Source organism: Salinimicrobium flavum (assembly GCF_042684505.1).
Classification (GTDB): domain Bacteria; phylum Bacteroidota; class Bacteroidia; order Flavobacteriales; family Flavobacteriaceae; genus Salinimicrobium; species Salinimicrobium flavum.
This window is the reverse complement of sequence record NZ_JBHULT010000005.1, coordinates 432487-448847: the sequence shown is the minus strand read 5'-3', so window position 1 is coordinate 448847 and position 16361 is coordinate 432487. Positions and strand designations below refer to the sequence as shown.

Annotated in this window: 13 protein-coding genes and 1 tRNA gene; 6 read left to right on the top strand and 8 right to left on the bottom strand. The window is 42.6% G+C overall.

Annotated features, from left to right (window positions below):
* Nucleotides 1-38: 38 nt before the first annotated feature.
* Together ACFSTG_RS02480 and ACFSTG_RS02475 are read left to right on the top strand one after the other, a co-directional pair.
* Entirely contained in the window at nucleotides 39-2831 is a 2793-nt protein-coding gene (locus ACFSTG_RS02480; protein ID WP_380748119.1) for a TonB-dependent receptor, read from the top strand.
* Nucleotides 2832-2893: 62 nt separating this feature from the next.
* Complete coding sequence (locus ACFSTG_RS02475) at nucleotides 2894-4822, top strand: hypothetical protein (protein WP_380748117.1); 1929 nt, start codon at nucleotides 2894-2896, stop codon at nucleotides 4820-4822.
* A gap of 163 nt (nucleotides 4823-4985) precedes the next feature.
* Here ACFSTG_RS02475 and phoU read toward each other — a convergent pair whose 3' ends face one another.
* From phoU to ACFSTG_RS02445, 6 genes are all read right to left on the bottom strand, one after another.
* On the bottom strand, nucleotides 4986-5669 hold the full coding sequence (gene phoU, locus ACFSTG_RS02470) for a phosphate signaling complex protein PhoU (protein WP_380748116.1): 684 nt from the start codon (nucleotides 5667-5669) through the stop codon (nucleotides 4986-4988).
* A 13-nt stretch (nucleotides 5670-5682) separates the two neighbouring features.
* Complete coding sequence (gene pstB / locus ACFSTG_RS02465; RefSeq protein WP_380748115.1) at nucleotides 5683-6483, bottom strand: phosphate ABC transporter ATP-binding protein PstB; 801 nt, start codon at nucleotides 6481-6483, stop codon at nucleotides 5683-5685.
* An 8-nt stretch (nucleotides 6484-6491) separates the two neighbouring features.
* The gene (pstA, locus tag ACFSTG_RS02460) at nucleotides 6492-7346 is read right to left on the bottom strand and encodes a phosphate ABC transporter permease PstA (RefSeq protein WP_380748114.1); all 855 of its coding nucleotides are present in this window, start codon (nucleotides 7344-7346) and stop codon (nucleotides 6492-6494) included.
* Complete coding sequence (gene pstC / locus ACFSTG_RS02455; protein WP_380748112.1) at nucleotides 7339-8217, bottom strand: phosphate ABC transporter permease subunit PstC; 879 nt, start codon at nucleotides 8215-8217, stop codon at nucleotides 7339-7341. The genes pstA and pstC overlap by 8 nt, the downstream gene beginning before the upstream one ends.
* Nucleotides 8218-8285: 68 nt before the next feature.
* On the bottom strand, nucleotides 8286-9221 hold the full coding sequence (locus ACFSTG_RS02450) for a PstS family phosphate ABC transporter substrate-binding protein (RefSeq protein WP_380748110.1): 936 nt from the start codon (nucleotides 9219-9221) through the stop codon (nucleotides 8286-8288).
* A 12-nt stretch (nucleotides 9222-9233) separates the two neighbouring features.
* Entirely contained in the window at nucleotides 9234-10433 is a 1200-nt protein-coding gene (locus ACFSTG_RS02445; RefSeq protein WP_380748108.1) for a porin, read from the bottom strand.
* A 319-nt stretch (nucleotides 10434-10752) separates the two neighbouring features.
* Between ACFSTG_RS02445 and ACFSTG_RS02440 the strand changes: the two genes are divergently transcribed.
* The 4 genes from ACFSTG_RS02440 (at nucleotide 10753) to ACFSTG_RS02425 (ending at nucleotide 14533) form a co-directional block, all read left to right on the top strand.
* The gene (locus ACFSTG_RS02440) at nucleotides 10753-11433 is read left to right on the top strand and encodes a TVP38/TMEM64 family protein (protein ID WP_380748106.1); all 681 of its coding nucleotides are present in this window, start codon (nucleotides 10753-10755) and stop codon (nucleotides 11431-11433) included.
* Nucleotides 11426-12673, top strand: a complete 1248-nt coding sequence (locus ACFSTG_RS02435) for a cysteine desulfurase-like protein (RefSeq protein WP_380748104.1) — start codon at nucleotides 11426-11428, stop codon at nucleotides 12671-12673. Before ACFSTG_RS02440 ends, ACFSTG_RS02435 begins: the two co-directional genes overlap by 8 nt.
* A 1-nt stretch (nucleotide 12674) precedes the next feature.
* On the top strand, nucleotides 12675-13358 hold the full coding sequence (locus ACFSTG_RS02430; RefSeq protein ID WP_380748102.1) for a TIGR02117 family protein: 684 nt from the start codon (nucleotides 12675-12677) through the stop codon (nucleotides 13356-13358).
* A gap of 116 nt (nucleotides 13359-13474) precedes the next feature.
* Nucleotides 13475-14533, top strand: coding sequence for a class I fructose-bisphosphate aldolase (locus ACFSTG_RS02425; RefSeq protein WP_380748100.1), 1059 nt, complete (start codon nucleotides 13475-13477; stop codon nucleotides 14531-14533).
* 328 nt (nucleotides 14534-14861) lie between these two features.
* Here the strand turns inward: ACFSTG_RS02425 and ACFSTG_RS02420 are convergent.
* A tRNA-Leu gene (locus ACFSTG_RS02420) sits at nucleotides 14862-14964 on the bottom strand.
* 7 nt (nucleotides 14965-14971) lie between these two features.
* On the bottom strand, nucleotides 14972-16324 hold the full coding sequence (rimO, locus tag ACFSTG_RS02415) for a 30S ribosomal protein S12 methylthiotransferase RimO (RefSeq protein WP_380748098.1): 1353 nt from the start codon (nucleotides 16322-16324) through the stop codon (nucleotides 14972-14974).
* Nucleotides 16325-16361: the final 37 nt, after the last annotated feature.

Here is a 16361-nt window from a genome sequence, read left to right as displayed (position 1 = left end):
ATTACAGGTCTTTCTTTGCGGTAAGAAATATGACAAAAATGATAAGAATATTTACCATTACTGCCGCTTTACTCATGAGCCTTGCTCTACATGCGCAAAATGAAACTACCGGAACGATCGCCGGAAAACTAACAGACAAGGAAATGAACGGGGAACCTCTTCCCTTTGCAAACATACTTTTAAAAGGGACCACCAAAGGGGCCACTACAGATATTAACGGATTATATGTACTGAATGCCCTGGAGCCCGGAGAGTACACCCTGGTATTCAGCTTTGTGGGTTATGAATCTATAGAAGTACCTAATGTCAAAGTGGTTGCGGGAAAAGTTACCGAAGTAAATACCGAATTAGGTTCCAGCGCAGCCTCATTAGACGAGGTAGTCATTACAACCGTGTCCCGTAAGGATTCGGAAATTGCTTTGCTGCTGGACCAGAAAAAAGCAATAGAAATAAAAGAAAGTATAGGAGCCCATGAATTAGCCAAATTGGGCGTTTCCGATGTTGCAACAGCCACCACCCGCATTTCGGGGGTGAGCAGTAGCGAAGCATCGGGTGACATTTTTGTACGAGGGTTGGGAGACCGTTACCTGTACACCACCTTGAACGGCCTCCCAATCCCATCTGATGATGTGGAACGTAAAAACATTGACCTGGAACTCTTCCCTACAGGGGTAATACAGAGTGTAGGTATCAGTAAAACGCACTCCTCGACCACTTCCGCAGACCAGGCTTCAGGAAATATCGACATTGCCACTCGTGAATTGGTTGGATCACAGGAATTAAGCGTAGGTGCAGGTGCGGGAATAAACACCAACGTAATGAAAGAAGGTGTGTTCAACAATTTTAAAGTTTCCACCAACATGAAAAATGTGGACTTCGGTTTTTATACCGGCGGAAAAGCGTCTGAATACAAATTGATTTACCAGGACTGGACACCGGGAACAGCAGATTTCCCCATGAACTATAAATATAATATTTCAGCAGGAAAGCGAATTGGGGAAAAACTTGAGGTATTGATCACCGGATCACAGGATGTTTCCTTCGAACATACAAAAGGAGTGTTCAGAGAATTCAGGGCGAATTTTATCAACGACTCCATCACCGATGCCGAAAACTTTTCAAAGACCACCAACACAACCGGACTCGCTACTATTGCTTACGAGTTCAACAAGGACCATAGAATAAGAGGGAACAGCCTATTCATTAATAAACTATCAGACAACGTATTTGAAGGAGGAAGGAATGGAGAAGGTTACATCTATGAAGAAACAGATCCAAAAGACGGACTGTCACAATTCGTAAGGGATCAGAATACAAAACAGACCCGACTCTGGGTTAACCAACTTTTAGGAGAGCACCAAATAACCGAAAAAAACAGCCTTAATTGGGCCGCCGGTATTAACATGGTAAATGCCGACGAACCTAACCGTATCAGGAATGAAGTTAATTTTAATGAAGATGTTGTATATCTGGGAAACACCGGAGGATATCAACAGCGTAAAAGTTACCAGGAGATCGATGACCAGGAATTCAACGGATCTATTTCCGATAAACTCCAGTTCTTTAAAAATGAAGAGAATTCTCTGGATGTAAGCTTTGGCGGAAATTACAGATACAAGGCAAGGGATTTCATTTCAAGGTTTTTGGGACTTGAAGAGTCTTCTACAGGGATCCTGACTCCTTCCTCCATCGACAACATTTCAGAAGTATTCACACAAGCCAACCTAAACACCGGTTCTCTGGACATCAACAATAGTTTACAGGCAGACCGGTACAGGGCTAACCTGGAGTCAACGGCCGGTTTCGCCATGTTCAATTACAGTTTGGATCAACTGAACATCAACGCAGGGGTTCGCTATCAGCAAGATGAACTGGATGTTGTTTATAACGTAGGAAATATTCCCGGAAGAATTGGTTCTTCCCATATGACCTACAATAATTTCTATCCAGCTCTCAATTTGCGATATGCCTTAAATGAAAAGAACAACATTCGTTTAGCGGCAAGCAAAACCCTGACTCTTCCGGAGTTTAAGGAAGTTGCTCCTTTTGAATATGTTTCTCAAACCGGACAGGTAACGCGTGGGAACCCAGATCTGCAGGCATCCGACAATTACAATTTTGACCTGAAGTGGGAATATTTCCCCTCAGCAGGACAGCTGATCTCCCTTACCGGATTCTACAAGAAGATTGAAGATCCTATTAATCAAGTACAAGACAGAGGTTCTGCAGGTGTGTTCTCTTATTTCAACGCCGGAAAACAGGCCGAGATCTACGGACTTGAACTTGAGTCAAAACTTGAATTGATCACCATGAAAAATGGGGCGGCATACGATCTTAATCTTGGATTCAATGCCTCCAGAATGTGGCATTCACAAGACCTGAAAGAAGTGAGGGCTGCTGATGGCACCTTCATAAGAACCTTTCAGTACAAAGGATTGACTGAGACCGGTTTGGAAGGAGCATCAGACTGGATCTTTAACGGTTCAATCAACCTGATAGCCGGAAACGAAAATCCGTTCATGGCGAGTCTTGTTGCGAATTATGCTTCAGACAAGATCTACGCTTTAGGGGCTCCGGAAAGGCAAACTGAAAGTGAAACTTTTTACAACGATGCAGTCGTTGAAAAAGGGTTCGTCACACTTAATGCAGTATTCAGCCAGGAACTGGGAGAGCACTGGAGCTTGAAATTCACCGGAAAAAACCTTTTAAACCCGGAAAGTGAAAGAGTCCAGAAGATCAGACCATCCACCACCGGAATTGAGACCACAAAAACCGTTCGTTCATACACGAGAGGAGCCAGTTTAAGCCTTGGAGTAAACTATAGCTTTTAATCTTTAATCAATTTAAAAACAACACAATTAAACTAAACTTAAAATTCAGAAAAATGAAAAAAATGAACAACACATTGGCTGTCCTAATGTTTGTATTTAGCGGCTTGATCTTGACCGGCTGTAGTGAGGATAATGATCCCATTATCGACATTCCTGTCGCTGGAAACAACGAGCTAAAGGGGGAAATCAATAAAGATGTTACTCTTGACCCTTCCGTAGAATATCAACTTACAGGGTCTTACGAAGTACTGGCCGGGGCTAAACTTACCATTCCCGCTGGAACCAAAATAGTTGCCAACAAAGGCACAGAGGTTTACATCGCTGTGCATCAGGATGCAGATATCGTGATCAACGGTACAGAAAGCAACCCTGTTATCATGACTTCAGAAAATAAAAAAGCAGGAGACTGGGGGGGTCTGGTAATCCTTGGAAAAGGAGTAACTACTGAAGGTACCAATGTCACTGCAGAAGTGGGTGGATTCCAGTACGGAGGTTCTGATAATGCCGACAACTCAGGCTCTATCGAATACCTGGTAATAGAAGGTGCCGGCGCCCAGATCAACGCCGATTCTCAATACAATGGATTGACGCTGTATGCGGTGGGTTCAGGAACAAACATAAGGAATGTAGCTATACAAAACGGAGCCGATGACGGAGTGGAATTCTTCGGCGGGGCTGTTTCAGTTACCGATATTTACCTCGAAAACAACGAAGATGATGCTGTTGACTGGACAGAAGGCTGGACCGGAACGATCACCAACGTGTATGTTTTACATACCATAGATGGTTTTTCAACAGCAATTGAAGCTGACGGAGTCAATAACAATCCCACAATAGTCAACTTTACAGCTGTATCTACTACCGGAGGTACTGCTTTACAGTTCAAAAAGGAATCGGGAGCTACTTTTGAAGGACTCTCTTTGACAGGCTACGATACTTCAATTGATATGAAAGACAGCGGGTCTTTGGAAAACGTTGTCATAGAAAAAAATATTGGAGATCCCGAATCCAACTATACTATCCCTGCCACGACTTCCCATGCTTCTTTCAATTGGATCAACAACAGGTCAAGTGTAGAATCAAACATTTTACAGGGAACAGTTGAAGGTACTGTGACCCTTGATCCTGCTGTCACTTATTCCTTAAACTCTTCATACATCGTTCAAAACGGTGCAAAACTGGTTATTCCTGCCGGAACAAAGATCATCGCAAGAGAGGGTGGAACAGATGTTTATATTGCCATTCTTAAAGGCGGATTGATCGATATCCAGGGAACTGAAGACAATCCGGTTGTGATCTCATCTGAGGAAGGTATGCCCGGGGATTGGGGAGGTTTGACTTTGGTTGGAAATGCTACTACTACTGAAGGTGTAGACGCAACTGCTGAAGTAGGTGGTTTTATCTATGGAGGAAATGATGATACAGACAGCTCAGGAAGCATCAAAAACCTTGTGATCTCGGGAACGGGTGCCCAGATCAATTCAGAATCTCAATATAACGGAGTTTCTTTCTACGCGGTAGGATCTGGAACTGTAGTTGAAAACATTGCGGTTATCAACGGAGCTGACGACGGGGTGGAGTTTTTTGGAGGAACTGTTTCTGCTACTAATCTTTACCTTGAGAACAACGAAGATGATGCCGTAGATTGGACAGAAGGATGGAAGGGAACCGTTACCAATGTGTATGTAAATCACAGCATTGATAACTTCTCTACCGCTGTTGAAGCTGATGGAGCGAACAACAATCCAAATCTGGTTAATTTGACCGCTGTTTCAACCACAGGAGGAACCGCTTTGCAATTTAAGAAGGAATCTGGCGCCACTTTATCTAACCTGTATCTTGAAGGATATACCACCAAGGTGGACATGAAGGATGGTGGAGCTTTAGGCAACGTAAAAATAGATGGTATTGATGCGACTCCGGACGGAGATTATACCACAGGCACAAAAGTGGATATCTCTGCATGGAATTGGATCGAAGCTTCCCTGTAAAGCTATTCAGGTTTAAAAATTAAGTTAAAGGGCTGCCAATTGGAAGCCCTTTATTTGTTCTAATCCTGTTTGCCTTACCAAAATTAATCTGTTGTCATAATCTTGATCCTGGAGCAAAAAAAAACTGCCTCCGCAGTCTTTTCTTTTCTTTATCCTTAACTGATCAGTCATTACTTCTTCTAACTTTCTTCTTCTTTTGATGTTTTAACACCTCAGCCTCCCTGTAAAATATGATCTCTTCAGCAATATTCGTGATTAGGTCTCCTATTCTTTCCAGTTTTTTAATAACTGAAAATAATAACATCAATTGGTCGATAAGGTTCGGATCTTTTTTTACCTCTTCTGAAATGACTCCGAACGATTGCATGTTGATCTCGTTAAGGGTTTTGTCTTTTTTGAACACCTTTCGGGCGACCTTTGTATCCACTTCATTATAGGCATCAGTGATATCTTCCAGCATAGAAAGGGTGGCATCAAACATCTCTTTAACCCTCATCTTTTCCATCAGCCGATCATCAATGGGAGTGTTTACTTCGATAATATACTTGGAAATTCCGAAGGCATGATCCCCTATCCTCTCCAGGTCAAAATTGATCTTTCTCAGGGCAAGAACAAATCGAAGGTCACTGGCTACGGGATTGTGCAAGGCAATAAACCGCTCACAGTCGCGATCAATTTTCAGGTCCAGGGCATTTACCCTGTTCTCTGTATGCAGCACTTCCTCTGCAAGATCATTGTCATGATTAAAAAAAGCTTCCCGGGAATTCTCCAATTGCTTGGTGCAAAGATGCAACATCTCTAACCCTGTTTGATTTAATCCTTCTCTATGTTGGTCTAAACTTATCATAGGCTCAAAATTTTTAACCGAATCTACCGGTGATATAATTCTCTGTTTGTTGTTTTTCGGGATTGGTGAACAGTTTTTTTGATTTGTCATATTCAATCAATTCCCCCAGATAGAAAAATGCTGTGTAATCACTGACCCTTCCTGCCTGTTGCATATTATGCGTCACAATAACGATAGTATACTGCTCCTTTAATTCATAGATGAGCTCCTCAATTTTGGCTGTAGACAATGGGTCTAGCGCAGAAGTAGGTTCATCCATTAAAATAATAGAAGGCTCCACCGCCAGGGCCCTTGCAATACAAAGTCTTTGTTGCTGCCCTCCGGAAAGCGCCATAGCCGATTTTTGAAGATCGTCTTTCACCTCACCCCAAAGCGCCACCTTTTTTAATGACTCCTCAACCTTCTCCTGAAGAAATTTCTTATCCTTGATTCCCTGAATTTTCAAACCATAGGCAACATTCTCGAAAATTGATTTTGGAAATGGATTCGGTTTTTGAAAAACCATACCTACCTGCTTCCGGAGTTGTTCTACGTTGACATCCTTTTTGTAGATATTCTTTCCGTCAATCAAAATTTCCCCTTCCATTCTAAAGCCATCCACATAATCATTCATCCTGTTAAACAATCTCAGGAACGTGGATTTTCCGCAGCCGGAAGGGCCTATAAAAGCAGTGACCTTATTCGCCCTGATGTTCATATCTATACCTTTAATAGCCATGAAATCATCATAGAACACCTTCACACCTTTCGCCTGTAGTTTATGCTTTCTTTTGATAGACTTATCTACAACTTTTTCTTTATTCTCTTTGCTCATGAAAAGCTTTATTTAAATTTTTTCTGCCATTTATTTCTGAAATAAACTGCAACTCCATTCATTATAAAAGTAATCAACAATAAAATTATGATTCCTGCTGCTGCATTTACTTCAAAGCCGTGCTGTGGACGGGAGATCCAGTTAAATATCTGGATTGGTAATACAGAGAACTCATCCATAGGAGAAGAAGGTGCAAAGGGAACATAAGCCAGCGCACCAATAACGATCAACGGTGCTGTCTCTCCTACTGCCCTGGATAAGGCCAGGATCACCCCGGTAAGTATTCCTCCCGATGAGGCCGGTAATAACTGCCGGGATACGGTTTGCCATTTAGAAGCACCCATGGCAAAAGAAGCGTCCCTGATTGATTTTGGAACGGCTTTCAAAGCTTCTCTTGTAGAAACAATCACAATGGGCAGGATTAGAAGCGCCAGGGTAAAACTTCCTGCCAGCACACTTGATCCCATTTGCATAATTCTTACAAATATCTCCAATCCCAAAAGCCCGTAGATGATGGAAGGAACACCTGCAAGATTCGAAATATTGATTTCCAGCAAGGAAGACAGTTTACCTTTTTTAGCGTACTCTTCCAGGTAAATAGCCGCTGCGATCCCTATTGGTAACGCTATGATCGTAGTAAGTACCAGGATCCAAACACTTCCCATTAAAGCCGTAAATATACCGGCTCTTTCAGCTTTCCGGGAGGGAAGGTTAGTAATGAAATCCCAGTCTATTCTTTGAATTCCATCTACAAGGATAGATCCTATAAAAATGGCAAGGAGCACAATTCCCAGTAAGGTGCAAAAAACACCCCAGGCTTTGAATATCTGGTCTTTTAACCGGTTTTTCTTTATCCTATTCATATTTCTCCCTGAATTTTTTCCTAATCTTATAACTGATGGTATTCAGCAGGAAGGTGAAAATAAATAAGGTGATCCCCGCTGCAAAAATGGTCCTGTATTCCAGGGAACCATGCTGGACGTCTCCAAGACTTACCTGTACTATATAGGCAGTAATGGTCTCTACTGGGACGGTTGGATCAAAGGTCAATCTTGGCTGTTGTCCTGCCGCGATGGCTACGATCATCGTCTCCCCTATTGCTCTTGAAATAGCCAGGATAATGGAAACAATGATTCCCGAGGATGCTGCAGGAACAAGTATCCTAAAAGAATTCTGAAGCTTTGTAGACCCCATTCCATAGCCTGCCTCTCTTAAAGAATAGGGTACCGCATGCAAGGCATCTTCACTCAAAGAAGATATGAATGGAATGATCATGATTCCCATAACAAGTCCGGCTGAAAGGGAGTTAAAACTCGACAATCCCGGGATAAAGGTTTGTAAAAATGGTGTGACTACCGTTAAGGCAAAGAATCCATATACAACTGTTGGTACAGCAGCGAGGAGCTCTAATGCAGGTTTTATGGTCCTTCTGAAGCTCTTGGGTGCATACTCACTTATATAGATACTTATCGACAAACCAACAGGTACAGCAAATATTATGGCTATAAAAGAGGTAAGTAATGTTCCCGATAACAAAGGCAGGATCCCAAAGTGTTTATCTGAAAAAAGCGGTGTCCATTGTGTATCTGTAAGAAAATCAATGATGGACACCTCACTAAAGAAATTTATCGCTTCCAGAGACAGGACCAGGATGATACCAACAGTAACCGCAATGGTAACCAAAGCACTCGAAAGGAGCGTTTTTTCAATTACCGTTTCTTTTAATTTTCGCATAAAAAATCCATTACAAGGAAAAACCAGAGTCCTGTAAGACCCTGGTATCTTCCTTTAGGAATACTTATTTACTTCTGATGTTTCTCAACAAAAGTGTTGAATTTTTCTTTTTGTGCTTTGTACTCTTCAGGAGTCAATGGCACATAACCCACATCCTTCAATAAAGATGAAGCTTCATCAAGATAAAAATTGATAAAATCTATCACTTTAGGGTTATTTTTCACAGATGAACTGTTCACGTAAACAAATAGTGGTCTTGAAAGTGGGGCATAGGAACCATTGCTCACGGTTTCTATAGATGGTTTCACACAGCCTTCACCTCCATCTACACCCACCAGGCGTAATTTATTGCTGTTTTCTTCAAAATAGGCTAGTCCGAAGAAACCAAGACCGTATTTATCACCGGAAACTCCCTGTACCAGCACGTTATCATCTTCACTGGCGGTATAATCACCTCTGCTGCTTCCCGATTTTCCTACAATAGCTTCGGTGAAATAATCAAAGGTCCCTGAAGCTACTCCGGGTCCAAAAAGATGGATCTCTTCATCTGGCCATGCAGGATCGATCTGGTTCCAGCGGGTGATCGTTCCCTGTGCCCCGGGTTCCCAGATCATTTTTAGTTGCTCCACAGTGAAACAGTCCACCCAGTCATTTTCAGGATGTACAATTACGGCAAGTCCGTCATAGGCAACTTCGAGTTCTACAAAGCTGATGTTGTTCTCTTCTGCAATGGCACGTTCGTCATCTTTAATCGGACGTGATGCATTGGCAATATCTGATTCCCCTCGTCCGAATTTCTTAAATCCGCCCCCTGTTCCTGAAACTCCAATGGTAATATCGGTCTTTGGGTCTTCATTACGGAATTCTTCTGCCATAGCTTCGGTCACAGGATAAACTGTACTGGAACCGTCAATTGAAATGGAGGTACTCCCGTCGTCTTTTTTGTTATTTCCGCAGGACATCACAGTGAAGGACACAGCGGCTAGTAAAATGAGTTTTTTCATGAGTTATCGTTGTTAAAATTGAATTTCAAGTTGCAATCTGTAAAGTAGATTATCGTCCAGTCCAAGGTCAAGGTCTGTATAGCTAAGATCTGTCTGGATCTTAAGTTTATGTTTAGCGATATATTTTGAAAGTGCAAGGGTATATTGGTTTTCTATTGCTTCGGAAATTTGGTCGTCAAGATCAATATTGGTATAACGACCCACAACCTGCCAATCCTTCCCGAATACATACCCGGCCTGCAGGTTGTATCCTTTACCAATGTTTACCGCATCCCCTGTAAGGCTGCCATCAGAATTCCTGGCAAAAGCATCATCTGCCCTGCGATCGGCGTATTCACCCATCAAGGAAAATCCGCGGTATTTGAACATGGCGTCCAGAAAGAAGGTGGTAATATCTGTTTCGAAAAAACCTTCATCATTCACCATGTAAGAACCGGCATTGGAACGGGTCTTAACCGCATCATTATTGAATTCGTAACTCAATCCTATAGCCAGTTTAGGAGTTTCCTCCCTATCCAGATCAGCACCCGAATAGGCATCAAAATCTCCAAACGGAAGTAATTCCAACCTCCCCATATATTGATGGCCTCCAAGATTTCCGGTAGTAATATTTCTTCCTTCCCCCTGGGAAACAGAAACAGCTTCTTTTAGCAGAAAATTTCCGCCCAGGTTTGTAGAATGGTGTAATTGCACTCCCATTTCACGGCCAAGATTGAAATAGCTGTTCACCAGGGAACGGTCAACCGTTTCGAGACTTCCAGAGGAAATAAGCTGCTCCCTGTTCCCGGGTAGTTTGGTCTGGCCCACCCAAAGCTCAAAGTTCTCATAGAAATTCCAGGCTACCAGTGCATCAAGAATATATCTTGGGGCATTACTTGTGTACGGTGATGCTCCCGATATATCCCTGTTGGCAAGGCCTAACTGCAATTTGTATTTTAATTTCGGAGAGTATGCGAAACCACCGAGTTTTAGCCGGGCTCTTCTTATCATCAGGTTGGATTGGGCATCTTCCCAATCTCCCGCTTCAGGGATTCCCCAATCTGAAGTAAATAAGGACTGCATTCTCACCGTGAAATTCGCACTATACGAACTGTCTTTGGCGATTACATTGAAAAGTCCTTTTCCGAACCTGCTTTCGGTTACATCCTGAGCCTTGATCGATAAGGAACTTAATAATAATAGAATAGCAAATATGCTTTTTTGAAATTTCATGGTATTCTTTGTTTTTGTCACTGCAAATAACCCTCATTAATGTTAACTGAATGTTACCGGCAGGTTATTTCTAAGTAAAAAAGGCTGCCTGGCCGGGGCAACCTTTACTCATACATCTAATTGACAAAAACTAAGAATATATGAAAACTACTCAATTCTCATTAAGTCCTTCAAAAATAGAATAGTTTCGGTTTGCCCGTGTAACCTTAAAATTACCAAATCTTTAATTAATTGTATTTTATATAAGCATGGAAATTTAAAATATCCTCAACCACCTATAGATTTAATAATTTGTAATTTAGATTTATAAAATCCCGGTTTGGCAAAATCGTTTTTCGGTCAATATCTCAGTTTTATCCTAAGCGGCATCCTTATCCTCGGTTTGGTGGCATTATATTTCTATGATCCCCGGTTCCGGGAAGGGGCCATAGAAGCATGGCGCGTCCTGCTAAGTGAAGACAGGGAAATCATAGGAAATTATGTGGACCAATTTGGAATTTGGGGTCCTGTGCCTATTATACTTTTTGTTGTTCTGCAAATGTTCCTTATTGTTTTTCCATCCTGGCTGCCCATAATAGTCTCAGTACTTGCCTACGGGTTCTGGTGGGGAATATTGATCAATCTTATTGGAGTTGGAGTCGCCTCAACAATAGGTTATCATATAGGAAAGAAGTTAAAAGGAGTCTTTCTCGGCAAGAAAAAGTTCGAGAAAATGGATTTCCGGGTCTCCAATTATGCCTTTGGTACCATAATACTGTTTCGTATATCTCCTTTTTTCTCCAATGATGCCATAAGTTTTATTGCCGGAATTTTCAAAATGAGTTTTAAAAAGTTCATTTTGGCCACCTATACGGGAATGATCCTTCTCTCTATTGCCGTAGCTTATTTTTCAAAAGATCTTGACCGGCTTGAGAACGGATTATACTGGGTGGGAGGTCTGGGAGCAGTCCTTTACATTTTCTATATTTATATGGACTACAAAAAAAGAAAAAATGCCTGAAACCACATTTCCGATCGAAAAAGTAAGGAACCTTTTCCCCGCACTTCAAATTAAAGACCAGGAACAGGTTTTTCCCATTTATTTTGATGGACCCGGGGGAACCCAAATGGCACAGCCTTGCCTGGACAGAATGACGGAATACATTACCACCGGAATGGCGAATTTACATGGCACATTTCCCACCAGCCAGAGAACCGATGCCTTGCTGCTCGAAGCAAAAACAGCAGTTGGGGATCTCCTAAATTGTAAAGCCGAAGAAGTAGCTTTTGGACAGAACATGACCAGCCTGGCTTTCCAGGTATCAAACAGCCTGCGCAGTTTTCTTAAAGAAGGTGATGAGATTGTGGTTACCCAACTGGACCATAGGGCCAATGTTGATCCATGGCTTTACCTGGCAAAAGAAACCGGAGCTGTTGTAAAATTCATTCCCGTTAATAAAGATGATTTTACCCTGGACCTCACAAAACTGGAAGAGATCATCACAAAAAGAACAAAATTGGTGGCCGTGGGCCTATCTTCAAATCTCACTGGCACTGTATCTAATGCTAAAATCATCTTCCAAAAAGCCAGGGAAGTAGACGCGTTTACCATTGCAGATGCTGTTCATGCCGTTCCTCATTTCCCGGTTGATTTCGAAAGCCTCGATTGTGATATACTTTTCTGTTCTGCCTACAAATTCTTTGGACCACATTTAGGAATAGCCGTAATAAAAGCTGACTTGTTCAATAAGTTACCGGTGGCAAAGTTAAAACCCGCTCCCAATGAGATTCCTTACAAACTGGAAACCGGAACTCAGAATCATGAGGCTATTGCAGGATTGTGCGGAGCGATTGAGTTCATCGCAAAGCTGGGATCAGGGGGTCACAGGAAGCAAAGACTGAGAACGGGAATGGAGTTTATCAAAGCTTATGAGGAGGAACTTATGAAGGACCTGGAGGGTTTCTTGAAAAATATTCCGGAGGTTACCCTTTACAGGGCTCCCGATAAGATCGAGAAGACCCCCACCTTTGCCTTCCGCATTAAAAATATCCATTCCAGAAAAGCGACTGAATTCTTCGCAGAAAAGTATAATTTGTGCATTGGAGACGGGCATTTTTATGCTGCCACAATGGCCGAGATCTTTCCGGTCATGGCTACCGGGGGATGGATACGAATTGGCTTTGCTCCCTACAATACCCGGGAGGAAATTGAGATCTTTAAAAAAGCGCTCAAAGACCTTCTATTTATGAATTCCAAATAAGATGCTGAAATGGCTTTACCGGATATTGACCTTCATCACCAAGGGGATTCTTTCACTTTTGATCGTCATGCTGCTGTATTTTATAGGGGCATTGATAGGATCTGTAGTCCCGGTAAATGTTGAACAGCCCGAAAACGGTGAAATTACCATTTATCTTCGCACGAACGGGATACACACAGACCTTGTTTTCCCAATAAAGAACGAGGTTATGAACTGGGAGGAGATTACAGATCCGCAGCATACCCTCTCAAAAAGAACAGATTTCAGTTATATTTCTTTTGGGTGGGGCGATCTCGAATTTTATGAAAAGACCCCTGAATGGTCCGATCTTACTTTTCCTGTAGCCTTTCAGGCAGTATTCCTCCCCAAACCATCAGCCCTTCATGTGGAATTCATGGAATCGCGGAGGTCACGTTATCCAATGGTGCCGGTGGAGATCACATCTTCCCAGTACCGTGTGCTGTCCCAATATGTTGCCGAAAGTTTTGAGACCAATACTGTAGGCCGGGTGCAACCGGTAAAAGATCTTCATTACAACCAAAATGATGTGTTTTACCAAGCCAAAAGGTCTTTGAACTTTTTCTACACCTGCAACACCTGGGTGAACAACGGTTTGAAAAAAGCTAATATGAAAGCCTGTCTTTGGACTCCTTTTGACGAGGGTATTTTTTACCACTATCGCTGATCTTTTATATATTTTTTAGGAATCCTCCTCCCCCTCTTTCATATTAAAAATCTTATCTTCAGAATCATAGGTGTTCTACCAACCATAAATACACAACTAATCTAAAACCAGTCGCTATGAGAACTATTGACAGAATTATTGAACTCCTGGGCTCAGATGCTGAGTCATTATTGAAATATGAAAGCAAAAGTATACCAAAAGATAGTCTGGTAGTACCCGGTCCTCATAGCGTAGATAATTTCATTGACAGCGACCGGAGTCCGCAGGTTTTAAAAAGTTTAAAGCAGTTGTATGATCACGGGTCGCTGGGCGGTACAGGTTATCTTAATATCCTACCGGTAGACCAGGGAATAGAGCACAGTGCAGCATTTTCATTTTATAAGAATCAGGCTTATTTCGATCCCGAAAACATCATAAAACTTGCTATGGAAGCAGGCTGTAACGGCGTGGCTTCCACCTTTGGCGGACTAGCCTTGCACGCCAGGAAATATGCACATAGAATCCCTTTCATCGTAAAGATCAATCATAACGAATTACTTACCTATCCCAATAAATATGACCAGATTCCCTTCGGAAGTGTTCGTGAAGCATGGGATATGGGCGCTACCGCGATTGGAGCCACCATATATTTTGGATCTGAAGAAAGCACCCGGCAGATCCAGGAAATAGCAGCTGCCTTTGAGGAAGCACACCAACTGGGAATGGCGACCATTTTATGGTGCTACACCCGAAATTCAGCCTTCAAAAAAGACGATAAAGATTACCATTCAGCAGCCGATCTTACCGGGCAGGCCAATCATATTGGAGTTACTATAAAGGCAGACATTATCAAACAAAAACTTCCGGAAACCAATTTCGGTTTCAGGGACATTGGCTTTGGAAAACAAAGTCAGGAAATGTATGAAAGTCTCACCACAGATCATCCTATTGACCTTTGCCGCTTCCAGGTAGCCAACTGTTACATGGGAAAAATAGGACTCATCAACTCCGGCGGAGGTTCCAAAGGGGACTCAGACTTTCAGGCGGCAGTCAGAACAGCAGTGATCAATAAACGTGCGGGAGGCTGCGGACTCATAATGGGCAGAAAAGCTTTTCAGAGACCCATGGATGAGGGAGTCACGATCTTAAGAAGTGTACAGGAGGTTTATCTGGAGAAAGAGATCACTGTAGCTTAAAAAAGTAGTGAGTATTGAGTAGTGAGTATTGAGTAGTGAGTAGTGAGTATTCAGTACTGAGTAGTGAGTATTCAGTACTGAGTTTTCAGTAGCTTAACTCAAAGATGCTGAAACAAGTTCAGCATGACGTGGAAAACTAGAAAACCCTTTCAGAGTTAAATCCAATGTCCTGTCAGAGCTAAAAAATTATCCGTGCCTCCGTGGCTTAAAAAAGGAAACCTACAAGGTCAAAAAAAAGACCTTGCAGGTTTGGAGCATGAGGCGGAAAACTAGAAAACCTAAATAAAAAAACCTAACAGGTCTTCGAGACCTGTTAGGTTTAGCAAAGTTCCCGAGGCGGGAGTCGAATCTACCTGTCGGCAGACAGGCCCGCACGCCCTAATGGACACATGGTTCTGAGCCATGCCTGTCTACCAGTTCCAGCACCCGGGCATTATTTTAAACTGTTCTTATTTTCAGCTCTTTTCTCTTAGGCCTTTCGTCTTTCACGTTCACCGGTTCACCATAAAGGTCAAAATCTGCGGCTTCTGTGATCTTCACTTCATAGAATTCCCCGGTCTTCAGGTAAATTTTTGTAGCGTCTATCAGCACTTCATTGTCTACATCGGGAGAATCGAATTCTGTCCTTCCAATATAATACTCTCCTTCTTTACGGTCAATGATGACCCTGAATGTTTGTCCTATTTTCTGCTGATTCAGTTCCCAGGAGATCTGAGATTGTATCTCCATGATCTCATTGGCGCGTTCCTGCTTCACTTCCTGCGGCACATTATCTTCCAGGTTGTAGGCATGGGTATTCTCTTCATGCGAATAAGTAAAACATCCGAGGCGTTCAAAACGCATCTCCTTCACCCAATCTTTTAACTCCTGAAAATGTTCCACGGTCTCCCCGGGATATCCCACGATCAGCGTGCTGCGAATGGTCATTCCGGGTACCAATGTTCTAAACTCCTTAAGAAGGTTGGTGGTCTTTTCGTGTGTTGTGCCGCGGCGCATGGACTTCAGAAGTTCATCAGAAATATGCTGCAACGGAATATCGAGGTAATTACAAATCTTCGGTTCCCGCTTCATCACCTCCAGTACATCCATCGGGAATCCGGTGGGAAAGGCATAATGCAAACGTATCCATTCGATCCCTTCCACCTTTACCAGGTTTTCAAGAAGCTCAGCCAGATTTCGCTTTTTGTAGATATCGAGACCGTAATAGGTCAGATCCTGGGCGATAAGGATAAGTTCCTTAACCCCCTTTGCAGCCAGTTTCTTTGCCTCAGTCACCAGGTCCTCAATAGGCGTGGAACGGTGCTTCCCGCGCATTAGCGGAATGGCGCAAAAAGAGCACGGCCGGTCGCAACCTTCGGCAATCTTCAGGTATGCATAGTTTTTCGGAGTGGTCGTTAACCTTTCTCCTACCAGTTCATGCTTGTAATCGGCTTCAAGAGCGGCAAGAAGTTCGGGCAATTCGGTAGTTCCGAAGTATTGATCCACATTTGGGATCTCTTTTAAAAGATCGGGTTTATAGCGTTCACTAAGGCATCCGGTCACAAAAACCTTGTCCACCTCACCCTGCTCTTTAAGCTCAACAAAATCAAGAATAGTATTGATAGATTCCTCTTTGGCGTTATCAATAAAACCACAGGTGTTGATCACTACAATATTCCCATCCTGTTCATGTACCACATCCTTCTCATTGGCCTTTAACTGACCCATCAACACCTCACTGTCATAGACGTTCTTGCTGCATCCAAGGGTGACCACATTGATCCTGTTCTTCTTTAACGACTTTGTTCTCATAAAATTCTTCTCTTGTACCTTTCCAGACCTAACAGGT

Excerpts from the sequence above, each read along its gene's own strand:
- ACFSTG_RS02450 (WP_380748110.1), bottom strand. The coding sequence starts at position 9,221 with ATGAAAAAACTCATTTTACTAGCCGCTGTGTCCTTCACTGTGATGTCC.
- ACFSTG_RS02445 (WP_380748108.1), bottom strand. The coding sequence starts at position 10,433 with ATGAAATTTCAAAAAAGCATATTTGCTATTCTATTATTATTAAGTTCC.
- ACFSTG_RS02480 (WP_380748119.1), top strand. The coding sequence starts at position 39 with ATGATAAGAATATTTACCATTACTGCCGCTTTACTCATGAGCCTTGCT.
- ACFSTG_RS02475 (WP_380748117.1), top strand. The coding sequence starts at position 2,894 with ATGAACAACACATTGGCTGTCCTAATGTTTGTATTTAGCGGCTTGATC.
- pstB (WP_380748115.1), bottom strand. The coding sequence starts at position 6,483 with ATGAGCAAAGAGAATAAAGAAAAAGTTGTAGATAAGTCTATCAAAAGA.
- pstA (WP_380748114.1), bottom strand. The coding sequence starts at position 7,346 with ATGAATAGGATAAAGAAAAACCGGTTAAAAGACCAGATATTCAAAGCC.
- ACFSTG_RS02425 (WP_380748100.1), top strand. The coding sequence starts at position 13,475 with ATGAGAACTATTGACAGAATTATTGAACTCCTGGGCTCAGATGCTGAG.
- phoU (WP_380748116.1), bottom strand. The coding sequence starts at position 5,669 with ATGATAAGTTTAGACCAACATAGAGAAGGATTAAATCAAACAGGGTTA.
- ACFSTG_RS02430 (WP_380748102.1), top strand. The coding sequence starts at position 12,675 with ATGCTGAAATGGCTTTACCGGATATTGACCTTCATCACCAAGGGGATT.
- rimO (WP_380748098.1), bottom strand. The coding sequence starts at position 16,324 with ATGAGAACAAAGTCGTTAAAGAAGAACAGGATCAATGTGGTCACCCTT.
- pstC (WP_380748112.1), bottom strand. The coding sequence starts at position 8,217 with ATGCGAAAATTAAAAGAAACGGTAATTGAAAAAACGCTCCTTTCGAGT.
- ACFSTG_RS02435 (WP_380748104.1), top strand. The coding sequence starts at position 11,426 with ATGCCTGAAACCACATTTCCGATCGAAAAAGTAAGGAACCTTTTCCCC.